Annotated in this window: 28 protein-coding genes; 17 read left to right on the top strand and 11 right to left on the bottom strand. The window is 72.5% G+C overall.

The annotated features are described in order from the left end of the window. Nucleotides 1-89: 89 nt before the first annotated feature. Nucleotides 90-1,463, top strand: a complete 1,374-nt coding sequence (locus ACRQ4B_RS02175) for an L-serine ammonia-lyase (protein ID WP_439693070.1) — start codon at nucleotides 90-92, stop codon at nucleotides 1,461-1,463. A 31-nt stretch (nucleotides 1,464-1,494) separates the two neighbouring features. Here the strand turns inward: ACRQ4B_RS02175 and ACRQ4B_RS02170 are convergent, their stop codons facing one another. Genes ACRQ4B_RS02170 through ACRQ4B_RS02150 form a run of 5 tightly spaced genes read right to left on the bottom strand, consistent with a single transcriptional unit; the run spans nucleotide 1,495 to nucleotide 6,233 of the window. Next, nucleotides 1,495-2,331 (bottom strand): class II fructose-bisphosphate aldolase, encoded by an 837-nt coding sequence (locus ACRQ4B_RS02170; protein WP_439693069.1) that lies wholly within the window; start codon nucleotides 2,329-2,331, stop codon nucleotides 1,495-1,497. Then, complete coding sequence (locus ACRQ4B_RS02165) at nucleotides 2,328-3,353, bottom strand: 1-phosphofructokinase family hexose kinase (RefSeq protein ID WP_439693068.1); 1,026 nt, start codon at nucleotides 3,351-3,353, stop codon at nucleotides 2,328-2,330. Before ACRQ4B_RS02165 ends, ACRQ4B_RS02170 begins: the two co-directional genes overlap by 4 nt. Further along, on the bottom strand, nucleotides 3,350-4,456 hold the full coding sequence (gene nagA, locus ACRQ4B_RS02160) for an N-acetylglucosamine-6-phosphate deacetylase (protein WP_439693067.1): 1,107 nt from the start codon (nucleotides 4,454-4,456) through the stop codon (nucleotides 3,350-3,352). The genes ACRQ4B_RS02165 and nagA overlap by 4 nt, the downstream gene beginning before the upstream one ends. Continuing rightward, a complete protein-coding gene (locus tag ACRQ4B_RS02155; protein ID WP_439693066.1) occupies nucleotides 4,453-5,355 on the bottom strand; it encodes an ROK family protein in 903 nt (300 codons plus the stop codon). Before ACRQ4B_RS02155 ends, nagA begins: the two co-directional genes overlap by 4 nt. Continuing rightward, nucleotides 5,355-6,233 carry an SIS domain-containing protein gene (locus ACRQ4B_RS02150; RefSeq protein ID WP_439693065.1) on the bottom strand — a complete coding sequence of 293 codons (879 nt, stop codon included), beginning with the start codon at nucleotides 6,231-6,233 and terminating at the stop codon, nucleotides 5,355-5,357. The genes ACRQ4B_RS02155 and ACRQ4B_RS02150 overlap by 1 nt, the downstream gene beginning before the upstream one ends. Before the next feature lie 132 nt (nucleotides 6,234-6,365). Between ACRQ4B_RS02150 and ACRQ4B_RS02145 the strand changes: the two genes are divergently transcribed. The 14 genes from ACRQ4B_RS02145 (at nucleotide 6,366) to ACRQ4B_RS02080 (ending at nucleotide 21,231) form a co-directional block, all read left to right on the top strand. After that, a complete protein-coding gene (locus ACRQ4B_RS02145) occupies nucleotides 6,366-7,154 on the top strand; it encodes a DeoR/GlpR family DNA-binding transcription regulator (protein WP_439693064.1) in 789 nt (262 codons plus the stop codon). Nucleotides 7,155-7,394: 240 nt separating this feature from the next. Continuing rightward, nucleotides 7,395-8,600 carry a Gfo/Idh/MocA family protein gene (locus tag ACRQ4B_RS02140; RefSeq protein WP_439693063.1) on the top strand — a complete coding sequence of 402 codons (1,206 nt, stop codon included), beginning with the start codon at nucleotides 7,395-7,397 and terminating at the stop codon, nucleotides 8,598-8,600. Nucleotides 8,601-8,622: 22 nt separating this feature from the next. Beyond that, nucleotides 8,623-9,948 (top strand): ABC transporter substrate-binding protein, encoded by a 1,326-nt coding sequence (locus ACRQ4B_RS02135; RefSeq protein ID WP_439693062.1) that lies wholly within the window; start codon nucleotides 8,623-8,625, stop codon nucleotides 9,946-9,948. Between the two features lie 25 nt (nucleotides 9,949-9,973). Beyond that, the gene (locus ACRQ4B_RS02130) at nucleotides 9,974-10,960 is read left to right on the top strand and encodes a carbohydrate ABC transporter permease (RefSeq protein WP_439693061.1); all 987 of its coding nucleotides are present in this window, start codon (nucleotides 9,974-9,976) and stop codon (nucleotides 10,958-10,960) included. Next, the gene (locus tag ACRQ4B_RS02125) at nucleotides 10,957-11,814 is read left to right on the top strand and encodes a carbohydrate ABC transporter permease (RefSeq protein ID WP_439693060.1); all 858 of its coding nucleotides are present in this window, start codon (nucleotides 10,957-10,959) and stop codon (nucleotides 11,812-11,814) included. Before ACRQ4B_RS02130 ends, ACRQ4B_RS02125 begins: the two co-directional genes overlap by 4 nt. Nucleotides 11,815-11,822: 8 nt before the next feature. Further along, nucleotides 11,823-12,593, top strand: a complete 771-nt coding sequence (locus ACRQ4B_RS02120) for a hypothetical protein (protein WP_439693059.1) — start codon at nucleotides 11,823-11,825, stop codon at nucleotides 12,591-12,593. 32 nt (nucleotides 12,594-12,625) lie between these two features. Continuing rightward, nucleotides 12,626-12,844, top strand: a complete 219-nt coding sequence (locus tag ACRQ4B_RS02115) for a hypothetical protein (RefSeq protein ID WP_439693058.1) — start codon at nucleotides 12,626-12,628, stop codon at nucleotides 12,842-12,844. 60 nt (nucleotides 12,845-12,904) lie between these two features. Next, the gene (locus ACRQ4B_RS02110; RefSeq protein WP_439693057.1) at nucleotides 12,905-13,087 is read left to right on the top strand and encodes a YegP family protein; all 183 of its coding nucleotides are present in this window, start codon (nucleotides 12,905-12,907) and stop codon (nucleotides 13,085-13,087) included. Between the two features lie 51 nt (nucleotides 13,088-13,138). Continuing rightward, the gene (locus tag ACRQ4B_RS02105; protein ID WP_439693056.1) at nucleotides 13,139-14,824 is read left to right on the top strand and encodes a bifunctional 3'-5' exonuclease/DNA polymerase; all 1,686 of its coding nucleotides are present in this window, start codon (nucleotides 13,139-13,141) and stop codon (nucleotides 14,822-14,824) included. Between the two features lie 18 nt (nucleotides 14,825-14,842). Then, entirely contained in the window at nucleotides 14,843-15,109 is a 267-nt protein-coding gene (locus tag ACRQ4B_RS02100) for a hypothetical protein (RefSeq protein WP_439693055.1), read from the top strand. Nucleotides 15,110-15,156: 47 nt separating this feature from the next. Beyond that, on the top strand, nucleotides 15,157-15,990 hold the full coding sequence (locus ACRQ4B_RS02095; RefSeq protein ID WP_439693054.1) for a phosphatase PAP2 family protein: 834 nt from the start codon (nucleotides 15,157-15,159) through the stop codon (nucleotides 15,988-15,990). Nucleotides 15,991-16,169: 179 nt separating this feature from the next. Next, entirely contained in the window at nucleotides 16,170-17,726 is a 1,557-nt protein-coding gene (locus ACRQ4B_RS02090) for a protein kinase domain-containing protein (RefSeq protein WP_439693053.1), read from the top strand. Nucleotides 17,727-17,848: 122 nt separating this feature from the next. Further along, nucleotides 17,849-20,971 carry a GH92 family glycosyl hydrolase gene (locus ACRQ4B_RS02085; protein ID WP_439693052.1) on the top strand — a complete coding sequence of 1,041 codons (3,123 nt, stop codon included), beginning with the start codon at nucleotides 17,849-17,851 and terminating at the stop codon, nucleotides 20,969-20,971. Nucleotides 20,972-21,030: 59 nt separating this feature from the next. After that, the gene (locus tag ACRQ4B_RS02080) at nucleotides 21,031-21,231 is read left to right on the top strand and encodes a hypothetical protein (protein WP_144753574.1); all 201 of its coding nucleotides are present in this window, start codon (nucleotides 21,031-21,033) and stop codon (nucleotides 21,229-21,231) included. Between the two features lie 12 nt (nucleotides 21,232-21,243). Here ACRQ4B_RS02080 and ACRQ4B_RS02075 read toward each other — a convergent pair whose 3' ends face one another. Together ACRQ4B_RS02075 and ACRQ4B_RS02070 are read right to left on the bottom strand one after the other, a co-directional pair. Then, a complete protein-coding gene (locus tag ACRQ4B_RS02075) occupies nucleotides 21,244-21,387 on the bottom strand; it encodes a hypothetical protein (protein ID WP_439693051.1) in 144 nt (47 codons plus the stop codon). Beyond that, entirely contained in the window at nucleotides 21,387-21,593 is a 207-nt protein-coding gene (locus tag ACRQ4B_RS02070) for a hypothetical protein (protein ID WP_439693050.1), read from the bottom strand. Before ACRQ4B_RS02070 ends, ACRQ4B_RS02075 begins: the two co-directional genes overlap by 1 nt. A 109-nt stretch (nucleotides 21,594-21,702) precedes the next feature. Between ACRQ4B_RS02070 and ACRQ4B_RS02065 the strand changes: the two genes are divergently transcribed. Continuing rightward, on the top strand, nucleotides 21,703-22,209 hold the full coding sequence (locus ACRQ4B_RS02065) for a hypothetical protein (protein WP_439693049.1): 507 nt from the start codon (nucleotides 21,703-21,705) through the stop codon (nucleotides 22,207-22,209). Between the two features lie 120 nt (nucleotides 22,210-22,329). Here the strand turns inward: ACRQ4B_RS02065 and ACRQ4B_RS02060 are convergent, their stop codons facing one another. Further along, nucleotides 22,330-23,268: an aldo/keto reductase gene (locus ACRQ4B_RS02060; protein WP_439693048.1), complete on the bottom strand. Its 939-nt coding sequence runs from the start codon at nucleotides 23,266-23,268 to the stop codon at nucleotides 22,330-22,332. 61 nt (nucleotides 23,269-23,329) lie between these two features. Then, nucleotides 23,330-23,941, bottom strand: a complete 612-nt coding sequence (locus tag ACRQ4B_RS02055) for a CG0192-related protein (RefSeq protein ID WP_439693047.1) — start codon at nucleotides 23,939-23,941, stop codon at nucleotides 23,330-23,332. Between the two features lie 23 nt (nucleotides 23,942-23,964). On the opposite strand from ACRQ4B_RS02055, the gene ACRQ4B_RS02050 reads away from it, so the two are divergent. Then, the gene (locus tag ACRQ4B_RS02050) at nucleotides 23,965-24,774 is read left to right on the top strand and encodes a putative RNA methyltransferase (protein WP_439693046.1); all 810 of its coding nucleotides are present in this window, start codon (nucleotides 23,965-23,967) and stop codon (nucleotides 24,772-24,774) included. Between the two features lie 91 nt (nucleotides 24,775-24,865). Here the strand turns inward: ACRQ4B_RS02050 and ACRQ4B_RS02045 are convergent, their stop codons facing one another. Both ACRQ4B_RS02045 and ACRQ4B_RS02040 read right to left on the bottom strand, forming a co-directional pair. Next, the gene (locus ACRQ4B_RS02045; RefSeq protein ID WP_439693045.1) at nucleotides 24,866-25,366 is read right to left on the bottom strand and encodes a hypothetical protein; all 501 of its coding nucleotides are present in this window, start codon (nucleotides 25,364-25,366) and stop codon (nucleotides 24,866-24,868) included. Between the two features lie 91 nt (nucleotides 25,367-25,457). Then, nucleotides 25,458-25,874, bottom strand: a complete 417-nt coding sequence (locus tag ACRQ4B_RS02040; RefSeq protein WP_439693044.1) for a VOC family protein — start codon at nucleotides 25,872-25,874, stop codon at nucleotides 25,458-25,460. Between the last annotated feature and the right edge of the window lie 43 nt (nucleotides 25,875-25,917).

The raw sequence follows: 25,917 nt of genomic DNA, 5'->3' as shown, positions 1-25,917 counted from the left end.
CACCGCCCGTCCGGTCGGGGGCGCTGATCAACCGCCCGTCCGGTCGGGGCGCTGATCCACCGCCCGTCCGGACGGGTTAGTGTGGCGGGGTGCCGGTCTCCGTCTTCGATCTGTTCAGCATCGGGATCGGCCCGTCGAGTTCCCACACCGTCGGGCCGATGCGTGCCGGAGCCGCCTTCGCGGCCCGGGTGGCCGGGGAACCGGTCGCCACGATCGCCGTCGACCTCTACGGCTCCCTGGCGTCGACCGGGCGGGGCCACGGCACGCTCGGCGCCGTCGTCGCGGGCCTGATGGGCTCCGACCCGGAAACGGTCGATCCGGACGCGCTGGCCGAGGACCTCGCGGCGCTCGAGGCGACCGGCTCGCTCCGGCTCGCGGGTGGAGCCACGGTCCCGTTCCGGCTCGCCGACATCGTCCTGCACCCGCTGACGATGCTCCCCCGGCACCCGAACGCCATGCGCCTCCGGGCCGTCGACGCGACCGGCGCGACGATCGCCGAGGACACCTACTACTCGATCGGTGGCGGGTTCATCACGAGCGACGCCGACGGCGACGTCGCCGAGGCCGCGATCCCGGTCGACGACACCGTGCCGTACCCGTTCTCGAGCGGCGCCGAGCTCCTGGCAGCCTGCTCGGCCGCCGGCCTGCCGGTCAGCGGGATCGCCCTCGCCAACGAGACGGCCACCCGCAGCACCGACGAGGTGCGAAGCGGACTGCTGCGCATCCACGAGGTCATGGAGTCCTGCGTCCGCCGGAGCGTCGAACGCACCGGCACCCTTCCCGGTGGCTTGGCCGTCCGGCGCCGGGCCGCCAACTGGTACGAGCAGCTCACCCGCGACGACCCCGACCACGACCCGCTCTTCGCCATGGAGTGGGTCAACCTGACGGCCATGGCGGTCAACGAGGAGAACGCCACCGGCGGACGGGTCGTCACGGCACCGACGAACGGCGCGGCCGGGATCATCCCTGCGGTGCTGTCCTACGCACTGACCTACGTGCCGTCCGTCACGCCCGAGCACCGCGACGACGCGATCGTGCGGTTCCTCCTCACCGCTGGCGCCGTCGGCTCGATCTACAAGGAGCGCGCCTCGATCTCCGGCGCCGAGGTCGGGTGCCAGGGCGAGGTCGGATCCGCTGCGTCGATGGCGGCCGCCGGGCTCGCCGAGGTGTTGGGCGGGACCCCCGAGCAGGTCGAGAACGCGGCGGAGATCGCGATGGAGCACAACCTCGGGCTCACCTGCGACCCCATCGGCGGGCTCGTGCAGATCCCCTGCATCGAGCGGAACGCCATCGCGGCGAACAAGGCGATCAACGCGGCGCGGATGGCGCTGCGCGGCGACGGAGTGCACCACGTGTCACTCGACCAGGTCGTCGAGACCATGCGGCAGACCGGCGCCGACATGTCCACCAAGTACAAGGAGACCGCGATGGGTGGTCTCGCGGTGAACGTCCCGCTCTGCTGAACCGGCTCCGGCTGCGCTCGGCGTCGACCGGTCAGCCGTGCAGCAGCGTCAGCAGCCGCGCGGTCTCGGCGGCGATCGCGTCCCGCCCGGCGGACACGTACTTGCGCGGGTCGACGACGTCGGGCCGTTCGTCCAGCACCTCGCGCAACGCCCGCGTGAACAAGCCGTTCAGGTGCGTCGAGATGTTGATCTTCGTCATGCCCGACCGGACGGCTCCGCGGAGTTCGTCGTCCGACAGCCCCGAGGAGCCGTGCAGGACGAGCGGCACCGGGACGGACGCACGCAGCCGCTCCACGAGGGCCCGGTCGACCGAGGCCTCACGGGTCTGCATCGCGTGCGAGGTCCCCACGGCGACGGCGAGGGCATCGACCCCGGTGTCCGCGACGAACGCCGCAGCGTCGTCCGGATCGGTGCGCACCCCGGGAGCGTGCACGCCGTCCTTCCCGCCGACCTCGCCGAGTTCGGCCTCGATGGCGACCCCGGCGTCGTGACAGCGGAGCGCGAGCCGTCGGGTGGCCTCGACGTTCGCGGCGAAGTCGAGGTGCGACCCGTCGTACATGATCGAGTCCACGCCGAGGTCGACCCCGGCGACGACGAGCTCGGGGTCCTCGATGTGGTCCAGGTGCACGAGGACCTCGACGTCGGCGGCACGGGCGATCGCCTGCGTCGCGGCCGTGATCGGGGCGAGCCCGCCGTGGTACCGCACGCAGTTCTCGCTGATCTGCAGGATGACGGGCAGGCCGGCGAGGGCAGCCCCCGCGACGATCGCCTCGGCGTGTTCGAGGAGGACGACGTTGAACGCCCCGACGCCGCGGTGGGCCGTCCGGGCGGTGTCGAGCAGGCCGGCGAGGGCGAGGTCGGTGATCATGCGGGACTCCCGGTTCGGTGGTCGTGCTGCTGGGTGGGGACGGTGTCGGTGCGGAAGCGACGGACGTCCTCGGGATCGACCTCGCCCGCGACGGGACGGAGGACGGCGGCGGCGCCGAAGGCCGCGGCGGTCCGGAGGGCGGCTTCGTCGACGCGGACCGGACCGGGGCCGAGTGCCGTGACGAGTCCGGCGGTCGCTGCGTCCCCGGCGCCGGTGGGGTTGCCCCTCACGCCGACGACCGCCGGGACCTCGACGACACCGTCGACGGTGTGGGCGGCGATGCCGTCGGATCCGCGGGACACCACGACGGCAGTCGCGCCGCGTCGGAGCAGGTCGAGTGCACCGGCGCGTTCGTCGGGCGCGCCGGTGGCCTCGAGCAGTTCGCTGCGGTTCGGTTTGCACACGACGCCGGCGCCGGACACCGACGCGCTCGCGCCGGCGCCGGACACCGACGCCCTCGCATTGACGCTGAACACCGGAGCGCCGCCCGCCTCGGCGGCGGCGAGGAGCGCCGCACCCGAACAGTCCACGACGCTCGGCACCCCGTGCGCCCGCGCCGCCACGACCCACCGGCCGACGACCGCGGGGTCCGCCCCTCGGGGCAGCGACCCGGAGACGACCAGTACGGTCACCGCGCCGGTCGCGAGCAGTCGTTCGACGGTGGACGTCACCGTGGCCCACTCCTCGGGCGTCACGACGGGTCCGGGTTCCCCGAACATCGTCGGGTGCTCGAGGTCGTCGACGACGGTGACCGTGGTCCGGGTCTCCCCCGTCACCGGCACGTCGGTGTGCGCGAGCCCCAGTTCGTCGAGCGTGTCGGCGATCCACCGGCCGGAGGCGCCACCCAGCGGCAGGACCGCGTGCGTGTCGGTGCCGGTCGTGGCGAGCACCCGGCCGACGTTGAGCCCCTTGCCGCCGGGGCGGCGCGCGACGTCGAGGACGCGCTGGGTCTCGCCGATGCGCTGCTCGGCCACGCGGTAGGTCACGTCGACCGCGGGGTTCGGGGTCACCACGAGGATCACTGCGTCACCACCTGCCGGAACGTCTGCGTGTCGTCGACCACGAGCACGTCGGCCGGGGTGCCGACGGTCAACGGTGCCGGGCGTCCGAGGAGCCGCGCCGGCCGGGTGGCGGATGCGGCGACGACCTCGGCGAGCGGTGTGCCGTTGGCGAGCATGCGGCGCGCGGCGTCGGCGACCGTGATCGTGCTGCCGGCGAGCGACGAGCCGTCGGCGAGCCGGGCGACGCCGTCGCGGACCGACACCGCCGAACCGGCGATCGTGTACGGGCCGTCGGGGCACCCCGTCGCGGACATCGCGTCCGAGACCAGGAGCCAGCGCCCCGGGGCCGCACGCCGGACCAGGTCGACGGTGACCGGGTCGAGGTGGTGGCCGTCCACGATGCACTCCACGAGCAGACGGTCGTCCGTCAGCGCCACGCCGACCGGTCCCGGTTCGCGGTGGTGCAGGGGCGGCATCCCGTTGAACAGGTGGGTGACGAGCGTCGCGCCGGCGTCGACGGCGCAACGGACGTCGTCCGCAGTGGCATCGGTGTGGCCGATCGCGACGGCGACGTCGGCGGCCACGAGGCGTCGGACGGCGTCGATCGCTCCCGGGAGCTCCGGCGCGAGCGTCACGATGCGGAGCGCGCCGTCCGCGGCGTCGAGGTACCGGTCGACCTCGGCGGGGCTCGGCGCGTGCAAGAGGTCCGCGCGGTGGGCGCCACGGTGGGCGGGCGCGAGCCACGGCCCCTCCAGGTGCAGCCCGGCGAGGGTGCGGTCGACCACCAGGGGCCGGAGCCCGGCGATCGCCGTGGCGGTGTCGTCCACCGAGCCGGTGGCGAGCGAGGCGACCAGGGTCGTGGTCCCGCGGGCGCGGTGGTGTGCGGCCGCGGCGACGGCGTCGTCGGCGCTGCAGCTCGCGAAGTCGTGCCCGAGTGCTCCGTGGGCATGGAGGTCGACCAGCCCCGGCACGATCGTCCCGTCGACGGTCGTCGCGGTGTCGGTCGGCGGTGGCGTCCCCGTGCCGGTCGCGGAGACGAGGCCGGCGTCGTCGACGGTCAGCCACCCGTCCCGGAGTTCGGCGGTGCCCGTCACGATGCGGCGGGCCCGCAGGAGCGCCGTCACGCGTGCACCCGGGCGTCGAGCAGGCGGCGTGCGAGGACACCGGCGCCGAGGGCACCGGCGGCGTCGCCGTGCCGCGCCGGGCGGAGTGCCGGGACGCGCAGGCCGGGCAGCCGTTCGGCCACGGCGACCCGCAGGGGGTCGAACAGCAGCGCGCCGGACTCCGCGAGTCCCCCGCCGACGATGATCGTGTGGCAGCCGGCGACCGCGGTGGTCCAGGCGAGGGCGTCCGCGAGGACCGCGACGCAGTCGTCCCACACCGCGGCGGCGTCGGGATCGCCGGCGCGGACGCGGAGCACGGCCTCGTGTGCCGAGGCGGTCCCGGAGCGTCGCGCGACTCCCCCGGCCGAGGCGATCTCCTCGACGCGGCGTCCGGCGTGCGGCCCGGACGGGATGCGGACCTGGCCGATCTCCCCCGCCCAGCCGCCGCCGGAGACGACCGACCCGTCCACCACGAGGGCGCTCGCGAGTCCGGTGCCGACGGGTACGAACACGACCGGACCGTGCGCCAGCGCCGGGTCGGCCGTCGTCTCGGCGAGGGCTCCGGCGCGGACGTCCTGCCCGAATGCCAGTGGGACGCCGATGCCGCGGCGGTCGAGCTCGGTGCGGACCCGGTCGCGGATCGGGACGTCCCGCCACCCGAGGTTGACCGCCAGGACCACCCGTCCGCCGGCTTCGTCCACCACGCCCGGGGTGACGAGCCCGACGGCGTCGACCGGGCGGATCGTGCCCGCGCGTCGGACGAGGTCCACCACGAGCACCGCGAGCCGGGAGCCGTCCGGGTCGTCGCGCGGCGTCGGCACCCGGGTCTCGTCGAGCACGAGCCCGTCGGCGTCGGTCAGCCGGGCCTTGATGCCCGTGCCCCCGACGTCGACCCCGAGCACCACGCCTGCGTCGTGCATCAGGTGAGGATGACCGAACGGGTCAGCGAACGGGGGTTGTCGGGGTCGAGCCCGCGCCCCTCGGCGAGTGCGACGGCGAACCGGTGCACGACGACGAGGCCGGCGATCGGGTCGAGGTCGTGCTCGACGAACCGTGCCCCGGTGGCCGCGACCTCGTCGGCGAGCCCCTCGGGAGCGGTACCGAGCGACCACACGAGTCGCCCGGGCTGCGCGATCGCGATCGGTCCGTGCCGGTAGTCCATCGCGGGGTACGACTCCGCCCAGAACTGCGCGGCCTCCCGCGTCTTGAGCGCGGCTTCGAACGTGAGTCCGACGGCGGCCCGGCGGCCGACGAAGGTGACCTGCTCGGCGTCGAGGAGGTCGTCGATCGGCAGCACGAGGGCGGTCTCCGCCTGGGCGGCGAGGGCGTCCACGTCGTGGCCGATCGATGCGCGCAGGAGGGCGAGGGCCGTGGTCGCGAAGCGGGTCTGCACGACCGAGCGCTCGTCGGCGAAGGGGAGCGCGACGACGTCGTCGGCGACGGGCGCCGCGGGACTGTCCGGCACGGCGGTGAGCAGCACGGTGCGCTGGTCGGGCAGGGCCTGCAGCAGGTCGACGATCTCGGTCGTCGTGCCGGAGCGGCTGATCGTCACGACGCGGTCGTACCGCCGACCGGCCGGGTACTCGGAGCCGGCGAAGGCGTCGGTGACGCCGTGGCCGGCCTGCTCACGGGCGACGGCGTAGCTCATCGCGATGAACCAGCTCGTGCCGCAGCCGACGACCGCCACCCGTTCGCCGGGCTGGGGGAGCACGTCGGCGAAGGACGGCAGGAGCGCCGCGGCGGCGCGCCAGGTCTCCGGCTGCGACGCCAGTTCGGCGCTGACGAAGGTGTCGGTCATGGGTGCCTTCCGGTCCGGGTCGATCCGGGTGATCGATGATCACGAAGCGTAGCGAGCGATCGTGCGCGATGGAAGCCCAAGACGTCATTTCCGCTCACCGGGCGGGCGTGACCGCGCCGTAGGATGGCCGTCATGACTCCGCAACAGCGGCTCAACGCCCTGCTCGAACTCGTGAGCGAACGCGGCAACGTGTCGATCGCCGAGGTCGGGGAGATGCTCGGGATCTCGCCGGCGACCGCCCGGCGCGACCTGGCGACCCTCGCGGACCAGCGACTCGTCACCCGGACGCACGGGGGAGCCGCTGCGCTCGGGGCCGGCTACGAGCTGCCGTTGCAGTACAAGATCGCGCGCCAGGCCGAGGCGAAGACCGCCATCGCCCGGGCGGCGACCCGCCTGATCCAGCCGGGCGACACCGTCGGGCTGAACGGCGGGACGACGACGACCGAGGTGGCGCGCGAGCTCGGGAAGAGCGAGCGGTTCACCCGGGCGGACGGCGAGTACGGCGTCACGATCGTCACGAACGCGCTGAACATCGGCTACGAGCTGTCCGTCCGCGCGAACGTCAAGATCGTGGTGACCGGCGGGGTCGCGCGCCGGCAGTCGTACGAGCTCGTCGGGCCGCTCGTCCGCGACACCCTCGACGAGTTCGCGCTGGACGTGGTCGTGCTCGGGGTCGACGGCCTGAGCGGCCAGTACGGTGCGACGACGATGCACGAGGGCGAGGCCGAGGTCAGTCGGCACTTCGCCTCCGTCGGTCGCCGGGTGATCGTGGTCGCGGACTCCACGAAGATCGAGCGTGCGACGTTCGCCCGCATCTGCCCGTTGGACCGCATCGACGTGCTCGTCACCGACCGGTCGGTGCCGTCGGCCTTCGCCGCCGACCTCGCCAGCGCGGGCGTGGAGCTCGTCGTCACCGACTGAGCCGACGCTGGCGGCTCCGCGACCGGAGCAGTCCGTGCCCGGAGCGGCTGCGCTGACCCGCCAAATCCGCGGCCCCGAGCGACTGCCACGGCCTGCCCTGCACACGACATCCGATCCTGTGCGCGACGTTTCCATCGTGTAAAACCCCTCGTGGTCCGCCCATGAGCGTTCGGTGAGCGCCTATTGTGCATTCATGATCGATTCGGCATCATGGGCGTCACAATCACGCAAGGGAGCGAGATGAGCGTCGACACGAACGAACCCCTCCGCGTCGCGGTGGTCGGGATGGGCCAGCGGTCCGCGATCGCCCGGCACGTCGCCGAGGCGGTCGCCACGCACCCCGACCTGGAGGCACGGGTCACCGCCGTCGCGGACGTCACCGCCGACGGGCGGGCGCGCGGGCACGCGGAGTACCCCGACGCCCTCGTCGTGGAGCACCACCGGGACCTCGTCGGCGCCGTGGACGCGGCGATCGTGACCACCCCCGACTGGACGCACGCCGAGATCGCGGTGGACCTGCTCCGCGCCGGCATCGCGGTCTACCTCGAGAAGCCGCTCGCCATCACGGTGGAGGACGCCGACGCCGTCCTGAACACCGCCGCCGAGACGGGCACGCCCCTGTACGTCGGGCACAACTTCCGGCACGCGGCGGTCGTCCGGCTGATGCGCGAGATCGTCGACCGCGGCGAGATCGGCCAGGTCAAGGCGGTCTGGTGCCGACACTTCGTCGGCAACGGCGGCGACTACTACTTCAAGGACTGGCACGCCGACCGCGCAAAGGTGAACTCGCTGCTCCTGCAGAAGGCCAGTCACGACCTCGACGTCATCCACGCCCTCGGCGGCGGCGACACCGCACGGGTCGTCGGCATGGGCTCGCTGTCGGTGTACGGCGACGTCACGGACCGGCGCGACCGGAGCGGCGAGCTGATGGGGGACTGGTTCTCGCTCGACAACTGGCCACCGCTCGAGCAGACCGGACTCAACCCGGTCGTCGACGTCGAGGACGTCTCGATGGTCATGATGACGCTCGACAACGGGGTGCAGGCGAGCTACGAGCAGTGCCACTTCACCCCGGACTACTGGCGGAACTACACGGTGATCGGCACCGAGGGCCGCCTCGAGAACATCGGCGACACCGGCGGCGGGGTCGTGAAGGTCTGGACGCACCGTCGGGGCTGGGACGTCGCGGGGGACCGCGAGTACCCGATCGACGGCGTCGCGTCCGGGCACGCCGACGCCGACCTCGTGACGATGACCGAGTTCCTCCGCGCCGTCGCGCTGGGGGAGCCCACGACGCTCTCCCCGATCGCGGCCCGCGCGGCCGTCGCCGCCGGAGCCCTCGCGACCCGTTCGCTCCGGAACGGCTCGGTTCCGATCGACGTCCCGCCGCTCCCGGCGGCGACGATCGCCCACTTCAGCACCCCCACCCCGGCCGTCACCCGCTGACGGACTCGCGAAAGGACACCCGATGCCCGCACCCACCTCCGCGAAGGGCCGTGGCCGTCGCCGCGCGCTCCTCGGCGCCGTCGCCGCGATCGGTGCCGCCGTGCTCCTCGCCGGCTGCAGCACGTCCTCCGGAGCCGCCGGCTCCGGCGGCGACTACGAGAAGGCCACCAAGGACACCAAGGCGACCCTGACGTACGCCGTCTGGGACGAGAACCAGGTCAAGGCGATCAAGGCGAACCTGCAGGGGTTCAAGGAGGAGTACCCCGACATCACGGTCAATGTCGACGTGACGCCGTTCGCCAGCTACTGGACCAAGCTGCAGACCCAGGGCTCCAGCAACACCCTGCCGGACGTCTTCTGGATGAACGGCCCGAACTTCCAGCTGTACGCGGCGAACGGCAAGCTCGCGCCGATCACCGGTGCGGTCAAGGCCGGCGCGATCGAGCCGGACGAGTACTCGTCGGCGCTCAACGACCTGTACACGTACGACGGCACCCAGTACGGCGTCCCGAAGGACTTCGACACCATCGGCGTCTGGATGAACAAGGCGCTGTTCCAGCAGGCCGGCATGGCCATGCCGTCGAAGGACTGGACCTGGGACGACTTCCAGAAGACCGGCGCGGAGCTCTCCGAGAGGCTCAAGGCGCAGGGGGCGTACGGCGCCGCGGGCGGCATGGACGGCCAGACGACGTACTACGACACGATCTTCCAGGCCGGTGGCTCCGTCATCGGCGGCGACGGCAAGAAGTCGATGTACGACACGAAGGCGTCGGAGGAGGGCCTGCAGTTCTGGACCGACCTGATCAAGTCGGGGGCATCGCCGTCGATCAAGCAGCTCACCGACACCACCGCCGACCAGTGGTTCACCTCGGGCAAGCTCGCGATGTACCAGGGTGGGAGCTGGTTCCGTTCGGCCCTGTCCGGCACGGACCTCGAGAAGGACGTCGTCGTCTACCCACTGCCGAAGGGCAAGGAGCAGGCCACCGTCATCCACGGGGTCTCGAACGTCGTCGCGGCCGGCTCGAAGCACCAGGCCGCGGCACAGGCGCTGCAGGTCTACCTGGCGAGCAAGCAGGCGCAGCAGCAGCAGGGCGACATGGGCGCCGTGATCCCCGCCTACGAGGGGACGCAGGCCGCCTTCACGAAGACCATGCCCGACGCCGACCTGCAGGTCTTCCTCGACGCGGTCGACTACGCGAAGCCGCTGCCCGTGTCGAAGAACACCGCCGCCTGGAACACCCTCGAGACGAACCTCCTGCCGAGTGCCTTCGACGGCTCGACCCCGGTCGACGAGGTCGCGAAGCAGCTCGCGCAGAAGATGGACGCCGCCCTCGGCAAGGAGAAGTGACGCCCCGGCGTCAGGGAGAGACCCGATGACGATCCACACCGAAGAGCCCGACACCGCGGCGACCCCCGTCGCCACCGGCCCCGCCCGGACGCAGCGCGCGTCCGGGCGGGGCGCCCCCGCCGGCGACCGCCCGCGTGGCCTCCGCCGGACCGACGGCGCCTGGCCGTGGTTGTTCGTGCTCCCGCTGCTGATCGGCGTCGGCACGTTCTACATCTGGCCGATCATCCAGACGTTCTGGTACTCGTTCACCACGTGGGGCGTCTTCGGCGGCGCGACGTTCAGCGGCGTCGCGAACTACGTCCGGCTCGTCTCCGACCCGCAGCTGTACCAGTCGCTGCTCAACACGGTGGTCTACACGGTGATCGTGCTGCTCGGGATCCCCGTCGCGGTGTGGCTCGCGAGCCTGCTGAACACCCCGGGCCTCCGGTTCGCCCAGTTCTACCGTGTGCTGTTCTTCCTGCCGTACGTCGCGATGCCCGCTGCGATCGCCCTGGTCTGGCGCATCATGTTCAACGGCGACTACGGCATCGTGAACTGGTTCCTCGGTCGCTTCGGTGTCGACGGCCCGTACTGGATCTCGACCCCCGGCTTCGCCCTCGTCGCGGTGTCGCTCGTGGGCCTCTGGTCGTCGCTCGGGTTCTCGATGATCATCCTCGGCGCCGGACTGAAGGACATCCCGCCGGAACTGTACGAGGCAGCCGAGCTCGACGGTGCCAGCCGGTGGCGGCAGTTCCGCTCGGTGACGGTGCCGCTCCTCAGCCCGAGCATCTTCTTCGTGCTGATCGTCACGACGATCTCGAGCTTCCAGCTCTTCGACCTGCTCTACGCCATCCTCGGCAGCACGAACCCGGTCATCCCGAAGACGATGTCCCTCGTCTTCTACTTCTACAGCGCCGGGTTCATCGACAACGACAAGGGCTTCGCGGCAGCGATCGCCATGGTGATCTTCGTCCTGATCGGCATCGTCACGCTTGTGCAGTTCCGGGTCCAGAAGAAGTGGGTGCAGGCATGACCGCGACGGCCACCACGAGCACGAAGCGCACCAGGATGCGCCGCGGGGGCAGCCACTGGTGGATCCACGTCGTCCTCGGCGTCGGCGGCTTCCTGATGGCCTTCCCGTTCCTGTGGCAGATCATCATGTCGCTCTCCACGAACGCGCAGGTGCAGTCGGTCACCCCGACCTTCTGGCCCGGCGACCTGCAGTGGCAGAACTACGCGCAGGTCTTCGAGCGCCTGCCGTTCCTCAGCCAGCTCGGCACCTCGGTGATGGTGACGATCATCCGCACGCTGGCCCAGATCGTCCTCTGCACGCTCGCGGGGTACGCGTTCGCCCGGATGCGGTTCCGCGGCCGCGCGGTCCTGCTCGCGATCGTCCTGTCGATCCTGCTCGTGCCCTCGCAGGTGTACCTCATCTCGCAGTACCAGATCGTGCAGGGCCTCGGGTGGCTCGACACCCTGATGGGGATCGTCGCGCCGGGGCTGTTCAGCGCGTTCGGCACGTTCCTGATGCGCACAGCGTTCCTGAACCTCCCTCCGGAGCTCGAAGAGGCGGCGCGGATGGACGGTGCGAACCCGTTCCAGACGTTCTGGCGCATCATGCTGCCGCTGGCGCGTCCGTCGATCAGCGTGCTGGCGATCACGACGGTGCTGTGGTCGTGGAACGAGCTGCTCTGGCCGCTCGTCGTCTCGACCCGGGCGGAGGACATGCCGCTCGCCGCCGGGCTCGCGACGCTGTCGGGCGACCGCACGATCGACTACCCGGTGCTGATGGCGGCGAGCCTCATGGCGATGGCGCCGGTGCTGATCATGTTCATCGTGCTGCAGCGTCGGGTGATCGACGGCCTGGCGTCGTCCGGGCTCAAGTGAGCGGACCGGTGACGGTCCCGACCGGCCTGGAGGCCCGTCCCGCCTCGGTCGCGCTCCTCGCGCGGGCGGTCGGTCGCGTCCAGGACCCCGCGGCGCTCGCCGCGGCACTCGCGGCGACCGTCGCCGACGCGCCCGCGGCCGACCGGGACGCCCTGGTGATGGCCGCGGTGCAGGCCGTGCTCCCGCGGACCGAGGCATGGCTCGTGGCGCACGGCGCGACCCCGGAGCAGGCGGCTGCGAGCACCGCGGACGTGGCGCGCAAGCGCGAGCGCTACGGCGTCGGGGGCACCGGGGTGGACTGGTTCTGCGCCGTCGCGACCGGACGTGTGGTGGCCGTGGGGCGCCTCCAGTACGAGCTCGGTGCGCGTCTGCCGGACGGGAGCCGGGCCTGGGCGGTGCACGTCCCCGAGACCGGTCCGCTCGACCCGGACGCCTGCGACCGGTCGCTCGCCGAGGCGCCCGACCTGCTCCGGCGCCTGGCACCGGACCACCGGGCGACGCGGTGGAGTTGCCGCTCGTGGACCCTCGACCCGGGGTTGGCGGACGGGCTCGGACCGGAGGCGAACCTCGTGCGGTTCGCCGCTCGGTTCACCCTGTTGCCACCGGGCCCGCACGACGCCGCGGACGGCGACGTCAGCGTCGCCAAGTTCGTCTTCGGCACCGATCCGGCGACCGCACGACACGCCACCGCCACCGGACGGGTGCAGCGGGCGGTGCTGGAGCGCTGGCGTGCCGGCGGCCACTGGTCGGAACGGACCGGCGTCGCCGAGGTGGCGTGACACCCCAGCGGTCGGCGGGTACCGTCACGCGCATGAACGAGCCAGATCGCGACCACCTCGACGACGGCGTGGACATGTCCTTCGAGGAGCGCCGGCAGGACACCTTCCGTCGGATGTCCGGCTCGGACGAGCACGACGCCGACCCGCGCGTGGAGGTCTCCCGCGCCGAGGACGGCGACATCCGCATCGACGTCGCCGACACCGCGGCCGTCCGCCCAGGAGGGGTGACGCGGAAGCCCGCCGAGCAGTAGCGTGCCGAGTGGACCGCGCAGAGCGGACATCGGGCACCATCGGATCGACGAGGAGTCGACATGGCCGGGAAGTTCGAGATCTGGACCGACGCCAAGGGCGAGTACCGCTTCCGCCTGAAGGCCGGCAACGGTGAGGTCATCGCGACCTCCGAGGGGTACGCGTCGAAGGCGGGTGCGAAGAACGGGATCGCGTCCGTGCAGAAGAACGCTCCCGACGCCGACATCGTGGAGATCGAGTCCTGACGACGGTGCCGTGCGCCGACGTCTGACGGTGGTGCACGGCATGATCGTCCTGTGCACCTCGTCCTCCGCCGCGTCGACGGCGGCGTCCTCGCGACGCCCCTGACCGACGCGGGGACCGCGGACGGTGACCCGACCCGTGTGGACGAGTCGCGCCTCCCGGCCTTCGTCGCGTCCCGGGACGCGCCGGACGTGCGCTGGGTGTGGGACGACACCGCGCGCTGGTACCCCGCGGTGCTCGCTGCCGGTGGTCGCGTGGGACGGTGCACCGACCTGCGCCTCGGTCGTCGTGTCCTGCGCGCTGCCCTGGCGACACGGGGGTCGGCGCTCGCCGCGGCACCGACGGACGCGTGGGACGCTCCGGTGCAGGAATCGCGCGTCGTCCGTCCGACGCAGGCGCAGTTGTTCGACGACGCACTGTTCCAGGTGGCGCCGCCGGACGACGCGCTCGATCCGGTCGCGGAACTCCGGGCACAGATCGACGCCGTCGCCGGGTCGACCGCGCCGGGGGCCCTGCGCCTGCTCCTGACGGCCGAGTCCGCCGGTGCGCTGGTCGCCGCCGAGATGTTCCACGCCGGGTTGCCGTGGCGGCCCGACGTGCACGAGGAGCTGCTCGAGGACGCCCTCGGACCGCGGGTGCCGTACGGCGTGCGGCCCCGGCGGCTCGAGGAGATCGCAGCCGTCATCCGGGATCGACTCGGCGACCCGTCGCTCAACCCGGACTCGCCGACCGACGTGCTGAAGTCGTTGCGGCGGGCCGGCCTCATGGTCACGAGCACCCGGAAGTGGGAGCTGCAGGAGATCGAGCACCCGGTGATCGAGCCCTTGCTCGAGTACAAGCGACTCGCTCGCCTGCTGACCGCGAACGGCTGGACCTGGCTCGACGAGTGGGTGCAGGACGGCCGGTTCCATCCGAAGTACCTGGTCGGCGGGGTCGTCACCGGCCGGTGGGCGGCGGACGGCGGGGGAGCCATGCAGCTGCCGAAGCTCGTGCGGCCCGCGGTCGTGGCGGATCCGGGGTGGAAGCTCGTCGTGGCCGATGCCGCACAGCTCGAGCCGCGGGTGCTCGCGGCGATGGCCGGTGACCGGGCGATGGCCGCGGCGGGGGACGGGCGGGACCTCTACGACGGCGTCGTGGCGTCCGGTGCGGTGGAGAGCCGACAGCAGGCGAAGGTGGCGATGCTCGGGGCGATGTACGGCGCGACCCAGGGCGAGGGCGGCCGGCTCGTGCCGCGGCTGGCGCGGGCTTTCCCGGACGCGCTGCGACTCGTCGAACGCGCGGCCCGGGCGGGGGAGCGCGGCGAACCCGTCACGACCCTGCTCGGCCGGACGTCCCCGGTGCCCGAGGCGTCGTGGTTCGAGGCCCGCAACCAGGCCTACACGGTGGAGGGCACCGCCGCGATGCAGCGTGCCGTGGAGTCACGCGCGCGGAGCTGGGGCCGGTTCACTCGCAACTTCGTCGTGCAGGGCACCGCTGCCGAGTGGGCGTTGGCGTGGATGGGGTCGCTGCGATCGCGGCTCGCGGAACGCTTCCCGGGGTCGGTGACGGACGGCCCGCACCTGGTGTTCTTCGTGCACGACGAGATCGTGGTGCACAGCCCCGCGGTGCACGCCGAGTGGGTCGCCGAGCAGGTCCGGGCTGCTGCGGCCGACGCGGGTCGTCTGCTCTTCCGGGACTTCCCTGTGGTGTTCCCGCTGTCGGTCGCGATCGTCGACGACTACGGCGCCGCGAAGGACTGACCCTGGTTGCATGGGCACGTGACGACTCCACACCACAGGTCCGACCACCGCGGTGCCGCCGTACTGCTCACCGTCCTGGTGGTGGTGTGCTGGATCGCCACCGTCGCGCTGCCGCTCGTGGCGTCGACGTTGCTGCGCGGCGTCGACGCGCCGGCGGACCGCTCGGTCACGATCGTGATCGCGTGGTTCCTGACGCCGTTCCTCGCCGCCGTCGGAGCCACGGTCGGGCTCGTGGCCCTGCAACGGTCTCGGCGGGCGGTGCGCCGGCAGGCCGCTCCGGAGTGATCGGCACGCCGGGGCGGTTCCCCGGTGTGTTCGGGCAGTGTGGGGCGATGGACACCGAGCACGCCGACCGCCCCGACCACCGCGAGGCACCCGACCAGCGCCTCGGTACCGTCGACCTCACGACCTGGCGGACGAAGGCCGGGCGTGCCGGCGCGGACCGCTGGACCGCGCTCGGGCACCGCTGGGGTGCGCTGCCGCTCCTCGTCGTGACGCTCGTGATCGGCATGGGCGTCGCCGTCGTCGGGACCTGGGCTGCGTCCGGGGTGTACGACGCCGTCCGCGAAGGCGACGACGTCGCGGTACTCGACCGCCCGGTCCTCGACTGGGTGCTGACCCTTCGTTCGCCCGTCGTCGACACCCTGGTGACGTGGTGGACCGACGTCGCGGGCACCATCGGGATGCCGATCGTGGCGCTCGGGTTCCTCGTCGGGTTCACGATCCAACGACGGGCGTGGACGCCGGTGGTGCTCCTGGTCGCCGCCAGTGGGGGATCGCTGCTCATGACGGTCGCCGGCAAGGACCTCATCGGTCGCGCCCGACCGCCGCTCGCCGACGCGGTGCCGCCGTACGAGCACTCGCCGTCGTTCCCGTCGGGGCACACCCTGAACGCGACGGTCATCGTCGGCACGATCGTCTACCTGCTGCTGCTCCGGCAGTCGCGGGTCGTGACACGGGTCTGGACGATCGTGATCGGGACGGTGTTCGTGCTGTCGGTCGGTGCATCGCGGGTGTTCCTCGGGCACCACTGGCTCACCGACGTGCTCGCTGCCTGGGCGTTGGGGTTGGCTTGGCTCGCCCTCGTCATCACGGCGCACCGGCTGTACCTCACCGCGCTGCGCCGTGGCGCACCGCCCGTGGCCGCCGACCGCAGCACATCGTGAGCAGAAGTCGTCGGATCGTTCCGCGCCACTCGACGTCTTCTGCTCACCGAGTCGCGCCGAGCCGAGCCGAGTCGCGCCGAGCCGAGCCGAGCCGAGCCGAGCCGAGCCGCGCCGAGTGCGGGCGCGAGCCCCGGTGCGGATGAGAGGTGCCGTCAGGTCCTCCCGGTAGGTTGCCCCGCATGGAAGAACGGGTCTTCGGCGGTCGGTACCGGGTGACGGGCACGCTCGGACACGGGGGCATGGCCTCGGTGTACCGGGCGGTCGACGAGCAGCTCGGGCGCGAGGTCGCGGTCAAGGTGTTCCGCATCGGGCCGGTCGACCACGGTGAGCGTGCTCGGGCCGAGGCCGAGATCCACACCCTCGCGGCGCTCCGCAGCCCCGCCCTCGTCACGCTCTACGACGCGGCGCTCGACGACCTCGACGGCGACTCGTACCTGGTCATGGAGCTCGTCCCCGGCAGCGACCTGGCGACCCGGCTCCGGGAGGGCTCGCTGGACCGGGCGACCACGGCGCACGTCGGTGCCCAGGTGGCCGACGGCCTCGCCGCTGTGCACGAGCAGGGCATCGTGCACCGGGACGTGAAGCCCGCGAACGTCCTGCTGGAGGCCGACGGCTCGCACGTGAAGCTCGCCGACTTCGGGATCGCGCTGCTCCGGGACGCCGCGCGCGTCACCGGGACGGGCACGGTGATCGGGACCGCGGCGTACATCGCCCCGGAGCAGGTCCTCGGGCAGGGCATCACGGGCAAGGTCGACGTCTACGCCCTCGGCCTGGTGCTGCTCGAGTGCCTGACCGGACGGCAGCCGTTCCCGGGCAGTGCGGTGGAGTCGGCGACGGCTCGGCTGACCCGCGGCCCGGAGATCGACCAGCACCTGCCGACCGCGTGGCGCACCCTGCTGCACGTGATGACGTCGCAGGACCCCGCCGAGCGGCCGACCGCCGCCGAGGCAGCGCAGCGCCTCCGCGCCCTCGGCTACGACGACGCCGAGCCGGCGACCCAGTTGCTGCCCGGAGGGCCGGGGACGCGGACGGCCGCCGCTGGTGGTGCCGCGGCCGGTGCTGCCGCTGCGGCAGGGGCGGGCGCCGCCGCCGGTGCGGACGCCGCGACGCGCGTGATGCCGGTGAGCCGGGCCTCCGGTCCGGACCCGGACGCGACCCGCGCGCTCGACGCGCAGTCCACGGCACAGCGACCCGGCGGTGGTCCCGACGACGTGGCGACCACCGTGCTCGGCGCGAGCGGCACCCCGGCCGGCAGAGCCCGCGGCGACGGTCCCCGCGGCCCGGTCGCCGCACCGCCCGCAGCGGCTCCGGACGCCCCGAAGCGCCGGCGCCGCGGCCCCGTGATCGCCGCCGTGATCGTGCTCCTCCTCGTGCTGATCGGGATCGTGGTCGCCGTGTTCGCCCTGAACCGCGATGACGGCACGCCGGCCCCGACCGAGTCGAGTTCCACCTCGCCGTCGCCGTCGACCGACCAGCAGCAGCCGTCCGAGCCGGCGCAGCAGCCGAGCGAGCCCGAGCAGCAGCCGTCCGAACCGGAACAGCAGCCGAGCGAGCCCGAGCAGCAGCCGAGCGAGCCGGAGCAGCAGCCGAGCAGCCCGGCGGACGACCCGTCGGTGGGGCCGCAGCCGTCGAGTCCGGTGACGAACCCCGTGCAGGACCCGTTGCAGGACACCGGAGCCGTGGGGTCGAGCGGCCCGGGCAAGTCCGGGGAGGCGCCTGGGCACAACAAGCCCTGACGCGCCTGGGCACAACAAGCCCTGACGCGCCTGGGTACGACGAGCCCTGACGCGCCTGGGCGCCACAATCGATGACACGCCGGAGGTTTTCTTCCAGACGGTGGACCAAATAGGCTGACCGTGTGCGAGAGCTGCAACGGAGCGGTGGCCCGACGACGGCCGTGGCCGCGCGGAACCAGGCCGGGTTCGGATCCCCAGAGGGCTACCTCGTCGAGCGCGGGACGTGGACCGTCCCGGGGTTCGCCGGGCGGACGATCGACGTCGGGGACCAGCTCTCCTGGGTGTGGTTCCCGGAGCGGACCCTCCCCGAGGGCGCGTCGGAACCGACCGAGGCGGACCTGCCGCACTTCTGGGACGCGACGGCGTTCGCGCTCGACGTCGTCCTCGACGACGGCTCCCGGCTGAGCGACGTCGCCGGGGTCGTCGACCAGTACGGCGACGCCCTGACCCCGGAGGCGCAGGACGCCGCCCGCAAGCAGTGGGTCGACCAGTGGAACCGCCGGGCGGTCGACCTCACGCCGTTCGCGGGTCGGGTCGTGGACCGCCTGGAGGCACGGCTCGGCTCCGCCACCCCGCCGTCGGACAGCGACGACGGGCGCCCGGCACTGCGCGGCTGGCTCGACGCCGTCCGCATCGAGGCCGCCCGCCCGGCCCCGGCCACCCCGCTCGAGCACGTCCGCACGACCCGTGGCACCCACGCCTCGTCCCGGTTCTCCCGCGGCAACAACGCCCCGCTCGTGGGGATCCCGCACGGGGGCGTGTTCGGGTTGCCGATGACCGACGCCTCGAGCAACCGGTGGCCGTACGCGTACCAGGAGCACGACCGGGCGTCCGACGACCGTCCCGCGATCCAGGCGTTCGCGACGAGCCACATCCCGTCGCCGTGGATGGGCGACCGCGGGGTGTTCCAGGTGATGCCGTCCCCGCTCGCGGCACCCGACACCGACCGGGTCGCCCGCGCGCTCGGGTTCGACCACGACCACGAGCAGGACGGGCCGCACCGCTACCGGGTCGCCCTCGACGAGGGTGTCATCGCGGAGATGACGGCGGGGGAGTTCGCGCTCGGGTTCCGGTTCACCGGCGTCCGCAGCATCGTGCTCGACCACCACGGCCGGGTGTCGGACGTCTCCGTCGCCATCACCGACGGCACGGCCGTGGTGGAGGCGCTGCTCGACGACCGCCCCGGCACGCCACCGCACTTCGTGCACCTCCGGGTCGCCGGTGCGACGGCGGACCACACCTCCTTCGAGGAGCGGGAGCTGCGGGGCTGGATCGCGGTCGGCGCTGACGCCGGAGTCGGCACCGACGTGCTGCTCGGCATCTCGACCGTGTCGTTCGAGGACGCCCGAGCGAACCTCGACGCTGCGGGCACGTTCGACGCCATGCGGTCCCGCGCCGAGGAACTCTGGACCGAGCGGCTCGCGACGCTGTCCTTCGAGGGTGCGACCCCCGACCAGCTGACGTCCCTGTACTCCGGGTTGTACCGACTGTTCCTCTACCCGAACCGGGCCGGCGAGACCGCGCTCACCGGGCAGCCGCACCACCGCTCCCCGTACGGCGCCGTGCAGGAGTCGCCGATCCGTGACGTCCCCGGGCCGGAGGTCGTCGACGGGCCGTTCACCACCACGAACGGCTTCTGGGACACCTACCGCACCGCGTGGCCGCTGCTCGCGCTCCTCACCCCGGAGACGGCGGGTGAACTCGCGCAGGGCTTCGTCGAGCACCACCACGACGGCGGGTGGACCCCGCGGTGGAGTGCCCCCGGCGCCGAGGACTGCATGACCGGCACCACGAGCGACACGGTCTTCGCAGACCTCGCGGCGAAGGGCGTCACCGGGTTCGACCTGGCGGAGGCGTACCGGAGCGCGCTGCGCAACGCGACCGTCCCGCCACGGGACGAGCGCGTCGGGCGCAAGGGGAGCCTCCCGGGTGCCTTCCGCGGCCACGTCGACACCGGCACCAGCGAGGGGATGTCCTGGACCCTCGACGCCGCGATCAACGACTGGGGACTCGCGGTGATGGCGGGCCTGCTCGCCTCCCGCGCGCAGACGCCGGCCGACCTGGCCCGGTACGAGGCCGAAGCGGAGTGGTTCGCCCGACGGTCGCTGCAGTACCGGAACGTCTTCGACTCCGAGCGCGGGTTCTTCATCGGCCGCGACCCGGACGGTTCGTGGCGGGTCGGCACCGAGTTCGACCCGCGGGACTGGGGCGACGACTACACCGAGACGAACGCGTGGGGGACCGCCTTCACCGCGCCGCACGACGGTGCCGGCGTCGTCGACCTGCACGGGGGACCGGCCCGGTTCGACGCGGCGATCGACGCGTTCTTCGCGACGCCGGAGACCGGCGCGACCGCGCACGCCGGGTCGTACGGCTTCCCGATCCACGAGATGACCGAGGCCCGCGACGTCCGGACGGGCATGCTCGGCCTGTCGAACCAGCCGGCGCACCACATCCCGTTCTTCCCGATGTTCACGGGCCGGCACGACGACGCGCACCGCATCGTCCGCGACTGCCTCGAGCGGCTGTTCATCGGCTCCGACCTCGGTCAGGGGTACCCGGGGGACGAGGACAACGGCGAGATGAGCGCCTGGTACGTCTTCGCCACGATCGGCCTGTACCCGCTGGCGCCGTCGACGGGTTCCTACGTGCTCGTGCCGCCGTCGGTCCGTCGCACGGTGCTGCAGCAGCCGGGAGGCACGCCCACCGTCATCGAGGTCGTGTCCGGCCCGGTGGGCGGGTACGTCGCGTCGGTGACGGTCGACGGGTCGCCGTGGACGTCGATCAGCATCCCGCACGCGGTCGTGGTGTCTGCGTCGCACATCGAGTTCACGCTGTCGGACACCCCGCAGGGCTGGGCGGCCGGCAGCCGGCCGGTGTCCGCGTCCGAGGTGCACGGCTACCGGGACACCCCCGTCGACCTGCTGCCCGTCGGACTGTCCCCGTTGAGCGACGACACCGGCCGCACCCTCACCTCCCTCGCCGCCGGGACCTCGGTGTCGTTCGAGGTGGCGCCGGTCGCGACCTCGCTCTACACGGTCACCGCCGCCGAGCCGGGCACGTACTCGTGGGACGCCGCGCTCGGTGACACCCGCGTCGCCGTGCAGGACGCCGTGTTCGACTGGACCGGACAGACCCGGGTGTTCCGGTTGCAGGGGACCGGCACCGACTTCACCGTCACCGCGGTGTCGGACCTGCCGCTCACCCAGCTCGAACTCGTCGCCGCGGACGTCCCGGAAGGCTGATCGACCGTTCTCCGGCGATTCAGAGGCGCCGCTCAAGCGCGAGCGGCATGCTCGTCGGCATGTCGATTGCGAACTCGTTCGATCCGTCCGGCGGCCGTGCCATCCCGGAGGACCAGGTGAAGCAGGACGGGCTCGAGCTCGACGAGGACCCGGCGATGCTCGGCATCTCGTTCGACGTGGTCGGGGGTGCCTCGGCGGACCCGGCGGCGGTGTCGCCCGTCGACGTCAGCGTGCCGAGCGCCCCGACGTCGTCCGACTGACGCGGGCCCGCGTCAGGTCGAGGAGAGGATCTCGAGGAACGTCTGCTCGGTGACGACCTCGACCTGCTGCCCCTTCGCAGCGAGCTCCTGCGCCCGCTGGACCGTCGTGCTCAGCGATGCGCCAGGGCGGAGCGTCGCCGGGTCGAAGCCGCCCATCACGACCAGCGTGGTCTTTCGACATGACGAGCCTCGATCCCGTGGATGTGGCTGTTCGTGAAGCCGGGTCCGGTCGGCGGGGCGACGTAGAAGGTGATCGACGGATCAACGACCCCGTCCGCGACCCGGGTCAGGTCGACCGCGCACACTGAGCCACGGTCGAAGTTGGCGGTCTCGAAGTCGACTGCGACGAAGTTCAACGGCACACCGCGATGCTAGTGATGAATCGTCACGGCGTGCAAACGGTAGAATCCTGGAATGACACCGACCGCGTTCGTCGACGAATCCGAACCCGGTGACCGTCGCGACCCGGGGGTGTACATCCTCGGAGCGGTCATCGTGCAGGACGACGTCGCGGAGCACTTCCGCTCCCGCCTCCACGGGCTCAAGCCAGCTGGCGCGTCCAAGCTGCACTGGACCGAGAGCGACGGCAGCCACCGGCTCCAGGTGGTCCGGCAACTCGCCCTCCACGAGTGGCAGGGATTGGTCGTCGTGGGGGTCCACGAGCCGTCCGTCAGGAGCGAGCGGCGACGTCGACTGACCCTTGAGCGACTCCTGGTGGAACTCCTCGCGATCGAGGTGGGGGCCGTCGTGCTCGAATCCCGAGGCCCGGCTGATCGTTCCGACCGCGCGCACGTCGACGCGCTCAGGGCCCGGCGCGTGTTGCGCGGTGTGCGCGTCGATCACACTCCGGGTGCTGCCGAGCCCTTGCTCTGGGCGGCAGACGCTGTCTGCGGACTGGTCGGACGAGCACGGCGCGGCGAGCCGCAGTACCTGGATGTCCTGCTCGACAGGGTCGTGGTGGTCGAACACCGCCGGTGAACGCGCGATCCCCGGGCCCCGCTATACCGCAGGAGCTCCCGGGGACCACTTCCGCACCCACCTCGATGGGGCGTCTCCGCTCATTGTGACACGTCACGCTCGCGAGCGGAACCGTTCGGCTCAGGGGACGGTGTGCCCCGCGGCCGTGAAGATCCGGTACCACTCCTCGCGCGAGAGCACCACGTCCGACCCCGCGGCCGAGTCCCGGACGCGCTGGGGGTTCGTCGTGCCGAGGACGACCTGGAAGTGCGCCGGGTGCCGGGTGATCCACGCGACGGCGATGCCCGTCGGGGTGACCCCGTGGGCGGCGGCGACCTGCTCGAGCACGTCGTTGAGCTCGGCGTAGTGCTCACGGTCGCCGAGGAAGACCCCGTCGAAGAATCCCTTCTGGAACGGCGACCAGGCCTGCAGCGTGATGTCGTTGATCCGCGAGTAGTCGAGGATGTCGTTGTCGCGGGAGATGGACTGGTCGAGCCCGGCCATGTTCGCGGTGAGTCCCTGCGCGATGACGTTCGCGTGCGTGATGCTCAGCTGCACCTGGTTGAACGCGAGCGGCTGGCGGACGTGCTTCTTGAGCAGGTCGACCTGGCCGGGGGTCTGGTTCGAGACGCCGAAGTGGTGCACCTTGCCGGCGGCGTGGAGCTCGTCGAAGGCCTTCGCGACCTCTTCCGGCTCGACGAGAGCGTCGGGGCGGTGCAGGAGCAGGACGTCGATGTACTCGGTTCGGAGTGCGGTGAGGGACTCCTCGACGGACTCGAGGATGTGCTCGTACGAGAAGTCGAAGTACGCGCCGTTCGCCGTGGGCCGGATGCCGACCTTCGTCTGCAGCACGATCTCCGCACGCTCCGACGGCGAGAGCGTCACGGCCGAGCCGAAGCGCTCCTCGCAGCCGTGCCAGCCGCCGTAGACCGCGGCGTGGTCGAACATCGTCACGCCGGCGTCGCGCGACGCGGCGTAGAGCGCGCGGATGTCCTCGTCGCTCATGTCGTTGATCCGCATCAGGCCGACGACGACGTCGGAGGCGGTGAGGTCCGTCTGTGGCAACTCCAGTGTCTTCACGCCCTCGATCCTGCCACCGGTGCCTCCGGACAGGCAGGCCCTGCCCGTACCCGCCAGGGCGCTACGGCAGCAGGACGGCGAGGACGCCGGAGCCCTCGGACCAGGCCGCGGTGAGGGTCTCGCCCGCGGGCAGCGCCGCACCGACGACCCGGGCGAGGACGAGCGTCCCGTCCCCAGTGTCGATCATGGTCGTGTCGCCGGTGGTGCGTGCCGCGACCGACGTCACGGTGGGGGAGTCCTGGGCAGTCCCGCTGCCGGTCGCCGTGCCCTCCTTCTCCCACGTCCCCGGGGCTCCGTCGCGCGTGAGCTCCGCCTCGTGCCCGCCGGTCGCGATCGCCCGGCGCAGGACGTCGGCGTACACCGGGTCGCCCGATGCGTCGTAGACCCACCGGCGTCCGAGCACGGAGTGGTCCATCTCGGTGACGAGGAAGTCGTCGGCGCCCTCCAGCGGCGCTCCCCGGTAGGTCAGCGGAGCGTGCAGCACACGGCCGCTCGCGGTCCGCACGAGGATCGTCTCGACGCCGACCTCGCCCGCGGGGTCGTCGAAGCGAAACTTCCCCGGGATGCCGAGGTCCTCGCCGGCGGTCACCCCGCTCCACGGCTGGTCCGGCAGCCAGGCGGCGAGCGCTTCGAGCTTGGACGGGCGGAGTTCTGCGCGGTGGATCACGGCCATGCCACGACCGTACGCTGGACGACGTGCGCGACGACCTCCTCCCCGTGCTCGCGTGCCCCGTGTGCGCCGAGCCCCTCGCACGCGTCGACGACGGCCAGGCGGGGTGCGCGAACGGCCACCGGTTCGACGAGGCGAAGCAGGGACACCTGACCCTGCTGCCCGCGAAGCGCCGCGCGCTCACCGCCGACACCCCGGCCATGGTCGACGCCCGGCTGCGCTTCCTCGGACACGGGCACTACGCGCCCGTCGAGCGGGCGCTCGCCGCCGCCGTCGCGTCGGTGGACGCGCCGGGCATCGTCCTCGACGTCGGGTCCGGCCCGGGGACCTACCTCGCGCACGCGCTCGACGCAGCGGACGGGAGGCGCGGGGTCGCGTTGGACTTGTCGGCCGTCGCGATCCGGCGGGCGGCGCGTGCCCACGAGCGCGCGGGAGCCGTCGTCGGGGACGTGACCGAGCGCCTCCCGGTCGTCGACGGCGCAGCCGCGGTCGTCCTCGACGTGTTCGCCCCGCGGAACCAGCACGAGTACGCCCGGGTGCTGCACCCCGACGGGGTCCTCGTCGTGGTGACGCCGCGGACCGGGCACCTCGCGGAACTCGCCGGGGCCACGATCAGCGTCGACCCGGAGAAGGAGCGACGACTGCACGACTCCCTGACCCCGGCGTTCGTGCCGCGGTCGTCCGAGGACCTGACGTGGACGATGGACCTGTCCGCCGAGGACGTCCACGACGTCGTGCACATGGGGCCGAGTCACCACCACGTCGCCCCGGACGCGGCGTTCGCGCCCGCGACGGTCACCGCCGCCGTCACGATGAGCACCTGGAGCCGCGCGTGAGTGCCCTCGGCGACCGGCTCGCGGCGCAGCCGACCCTCAGCACGGAGCGGCTGCGGCTCGTGCAGCTCGGCCCGGATCCGCGTCCCGGCCGTCAGGTCTGTCGCCGAGCGGTGTGCGCTCGCCCACGCGCCCGGTCGATCGCGATGCCGATCCGGGAGAGCAGGAGCACGGCGCCGACGATCCCCGTCCCGATCGGCGTGACGATCAGGCCGAGGTCGATGCCCGGCATCCGCCAGAAGTCGATCGACCACGCTGCGCTGCCGGTGAACCCGAGCAGCAGCCCCGCGCGCCACCACCACCGTCCCGGCAGCGGTCCGACGCCGAGGGCGGCGAGCACCAGGAGGGCCCAGCACCCCTCCGGGGCGAAGGAGCGTGGATCGTTCGTCCCGCAGCTGGACACCGCGCACTCCCACACGACCTGGTCGGCGACGCCGGCGTACCAGTGGAACAGCGCAGCCGCGCCGATGACCGCGGCCAGGGCGACCGGCGGTCCGGCCCAGCGCCAGACCCGGCCGAACCGGGAGCGAGGACGGCGGGCGGCCGCGTCGCCACTGCCGAGCTCGTAACCGGGCATCGGGCGGAACGTGGGCATGCCGGCACGCTACCGGTGGCCGGGTTTCGTGAGGAAGTGGCTCGGAAACGCCGGTGCGGCCCGAGACGGATCCCCGGGCCGCACCGGCGTCCTACTCGGACGGGGCGACGTCGAGCTGCCAGATGACCCCGAAGCGGTCGCGCAGCTGACCCGCGAGCGGTGCCCAGGGCGTCGGGCCGAGCGGCTGGCGGATCTCGGCGCCCTCGGTCAGCGCTGCCCAGTACCGTTCGATCTCGGCCGCGTCGTCGCCGTGCACGAACACGTAGAAGGCGTTCGAGCCCTGGTCGTAGGGCTGGTCGGGCCAGACGTCGAACGCCATGACCCGGAAGCCGGCGTCGGTGGCGACCTGTCCGAAGACGATGCGGTCCGCCCAGGCCGGGTCCTGCGACGCGCCCATGGCACCGTAGGTCGTCGCGGCGACCTCGCCGCCGAAGACCGTCGCGTAGAAGTCCAGCGCCGCGCGGGCCTGTCCGTCGAAGTTGAGGTGGGTTGTCGTTTCGATGCTCATGCGACGAGTCTCGCTGCCGATGCGGTCAGATCATGTCCGCTTC

This window comes from Curtobacterium sp. SP.BCo (assembly GCF_051903265.1).
GTDB lineage: Bacteria > Actinomycetota > Actinomycetes > Actinomycetales > Microbacteriaceae > Curtobacterium.
Note: the sequence above shows the minus strand (reverse complement) of the source record. Positions and strands in the feature narration are given on the sequence as shown.

What these genes read in the sequence shown, in the direction of transcription:
- ACRQ4B_RS02140 (WP_439693063.1), top strand. Translation starts at nt 7,395, where the DNA reads ATGAGCGTCGACACGAACGAACCCCTCCGCGTCGCGGTGGTCGGGATG.
- ACRQ4B_RS02135 (WP_439693062.1), top strand. Translation starts at nt 8,623, where the DNA reads ATGCCCGCACCCACCTCCGCGAAGGGCCGTGGCCGTCGCCGCGCGCTC.
- ACRQ4B_RS02170 (WP_439693069.1), bottom strand. Translation starts at nt 2,331, where the DNA reads ATGATCACCGACCTCGCCCTCGCCGGCCTGCTCGACACCGCCCGGACG.
- ACRQ4B_RS02125 (WP_439693060.1), top strand. Translation starts at nt 10,957, where the DNA reads ATGACCGCGACGGCCACCACGAGCACGAAGCGCACCAGGATGCGCCGC.
- ACRQ4B_RS02150 (WP_439693065.1), bottom strand. Translation starts at nt 6,233, where the DNA reads ATGACCGACACCTTCGTCAGCGCCGAACTGGCGTCGCAGCCGGAGACC.
- ACRQ4B_RS02075 (WP_439693051.1), bottom strand. Translation starts at nt 21,387, where the DNA reads ATGGGCGGCTTCGACCCGGCGACGCTCCGCCCTGGCGCATCGCTGAGC.
- ACRQ4B_RS02055 (WP_439693047.1), bottom strand. Translation starts at nt 23,941, where the DNA reads ATGGCCGTGATCCACCGCGCAGAACTCCGCCCGTCCAAGCTCGAAGCG.
- ACRQ4B_RS02095 (WP_439693054.1), top strand. Translation starts at nt 15,157, where the DNA reads ATGGACACCGAGCACGCCGACCGCCCCGACCACCGCGAGGCACCCGAC.
- ACRQ4B_RS02110 (WP_439693057.1), top strand. Translation starts at nt 12,905, where the DNA reads ATGGCCGGGAAGTTCGAGATCTGGACCGACGCCAAGGGCGAGTACCGC.
- ACRQ4B_RS02040 (WP_439693044.1), bottom strand. Translation starts at nt 25,874, where the DNA reads ATGAGCATCGAAACGACAACCCACCTCAACTTCGACGGACAGGCCCGC.
- ACRQ4B_RS02145 (WP_439693064.1), top strand. Translation starts at nt 6,366, where the DNA reads ATGACTCCGCAACAGCGGCTCAACGCCCTGCTCGAACTCGTGAGCGAA.
- ACRQ4B_RS02155 (WP_439693066.1), bottom strand. Translation starts at nt 5,355, where the DNA reads ATGCACGACGCAGGCGTGGTGCTCGGGGTCGACGTCGGGGGCACGGGC.
- ACRQ4B_RS02130 (WP_439693061.1), top strand. Translation starts at nt 9,974, where the DNA reads ATGACGATCCACACCGAAGAGCCCGACACCGCGGCGACCCCCGTCGCC.
- ACRQ4B_RS02115 (WP_439693058.1), top strand. Translation starts at nt 12,626, where the DNA reads ATGAACGAGCCAGATCGCGACCACCTCGACGACGGCGTGGACATGTCC.
- ACRQ4B_RS02045 (WP_439693045.1), bottom strand. Translation starts at nt 25,366, where the DNA reads ATGCCCACGTTCCGCCCGATGCCCGGTTACGAGCTCGGCAGTGGCGAC.
- ACRQ4B_RS02090 (WP_439693053.1), top strand. Translation starts at nt 16,170, where the DNA reads ATGGAAGAACGGGTCTTCGGCGGTCGGTACCGGGTGACGGGCACGCTC.
- ACRQ4B_RS02080 (WP_144753574.1), top strand. Translation starts at nt 21,031, where the DNA reads ATGTCGATTGCGAACTCGTTCGATCCGTCCGGCGGCCGTGCCATCCCG.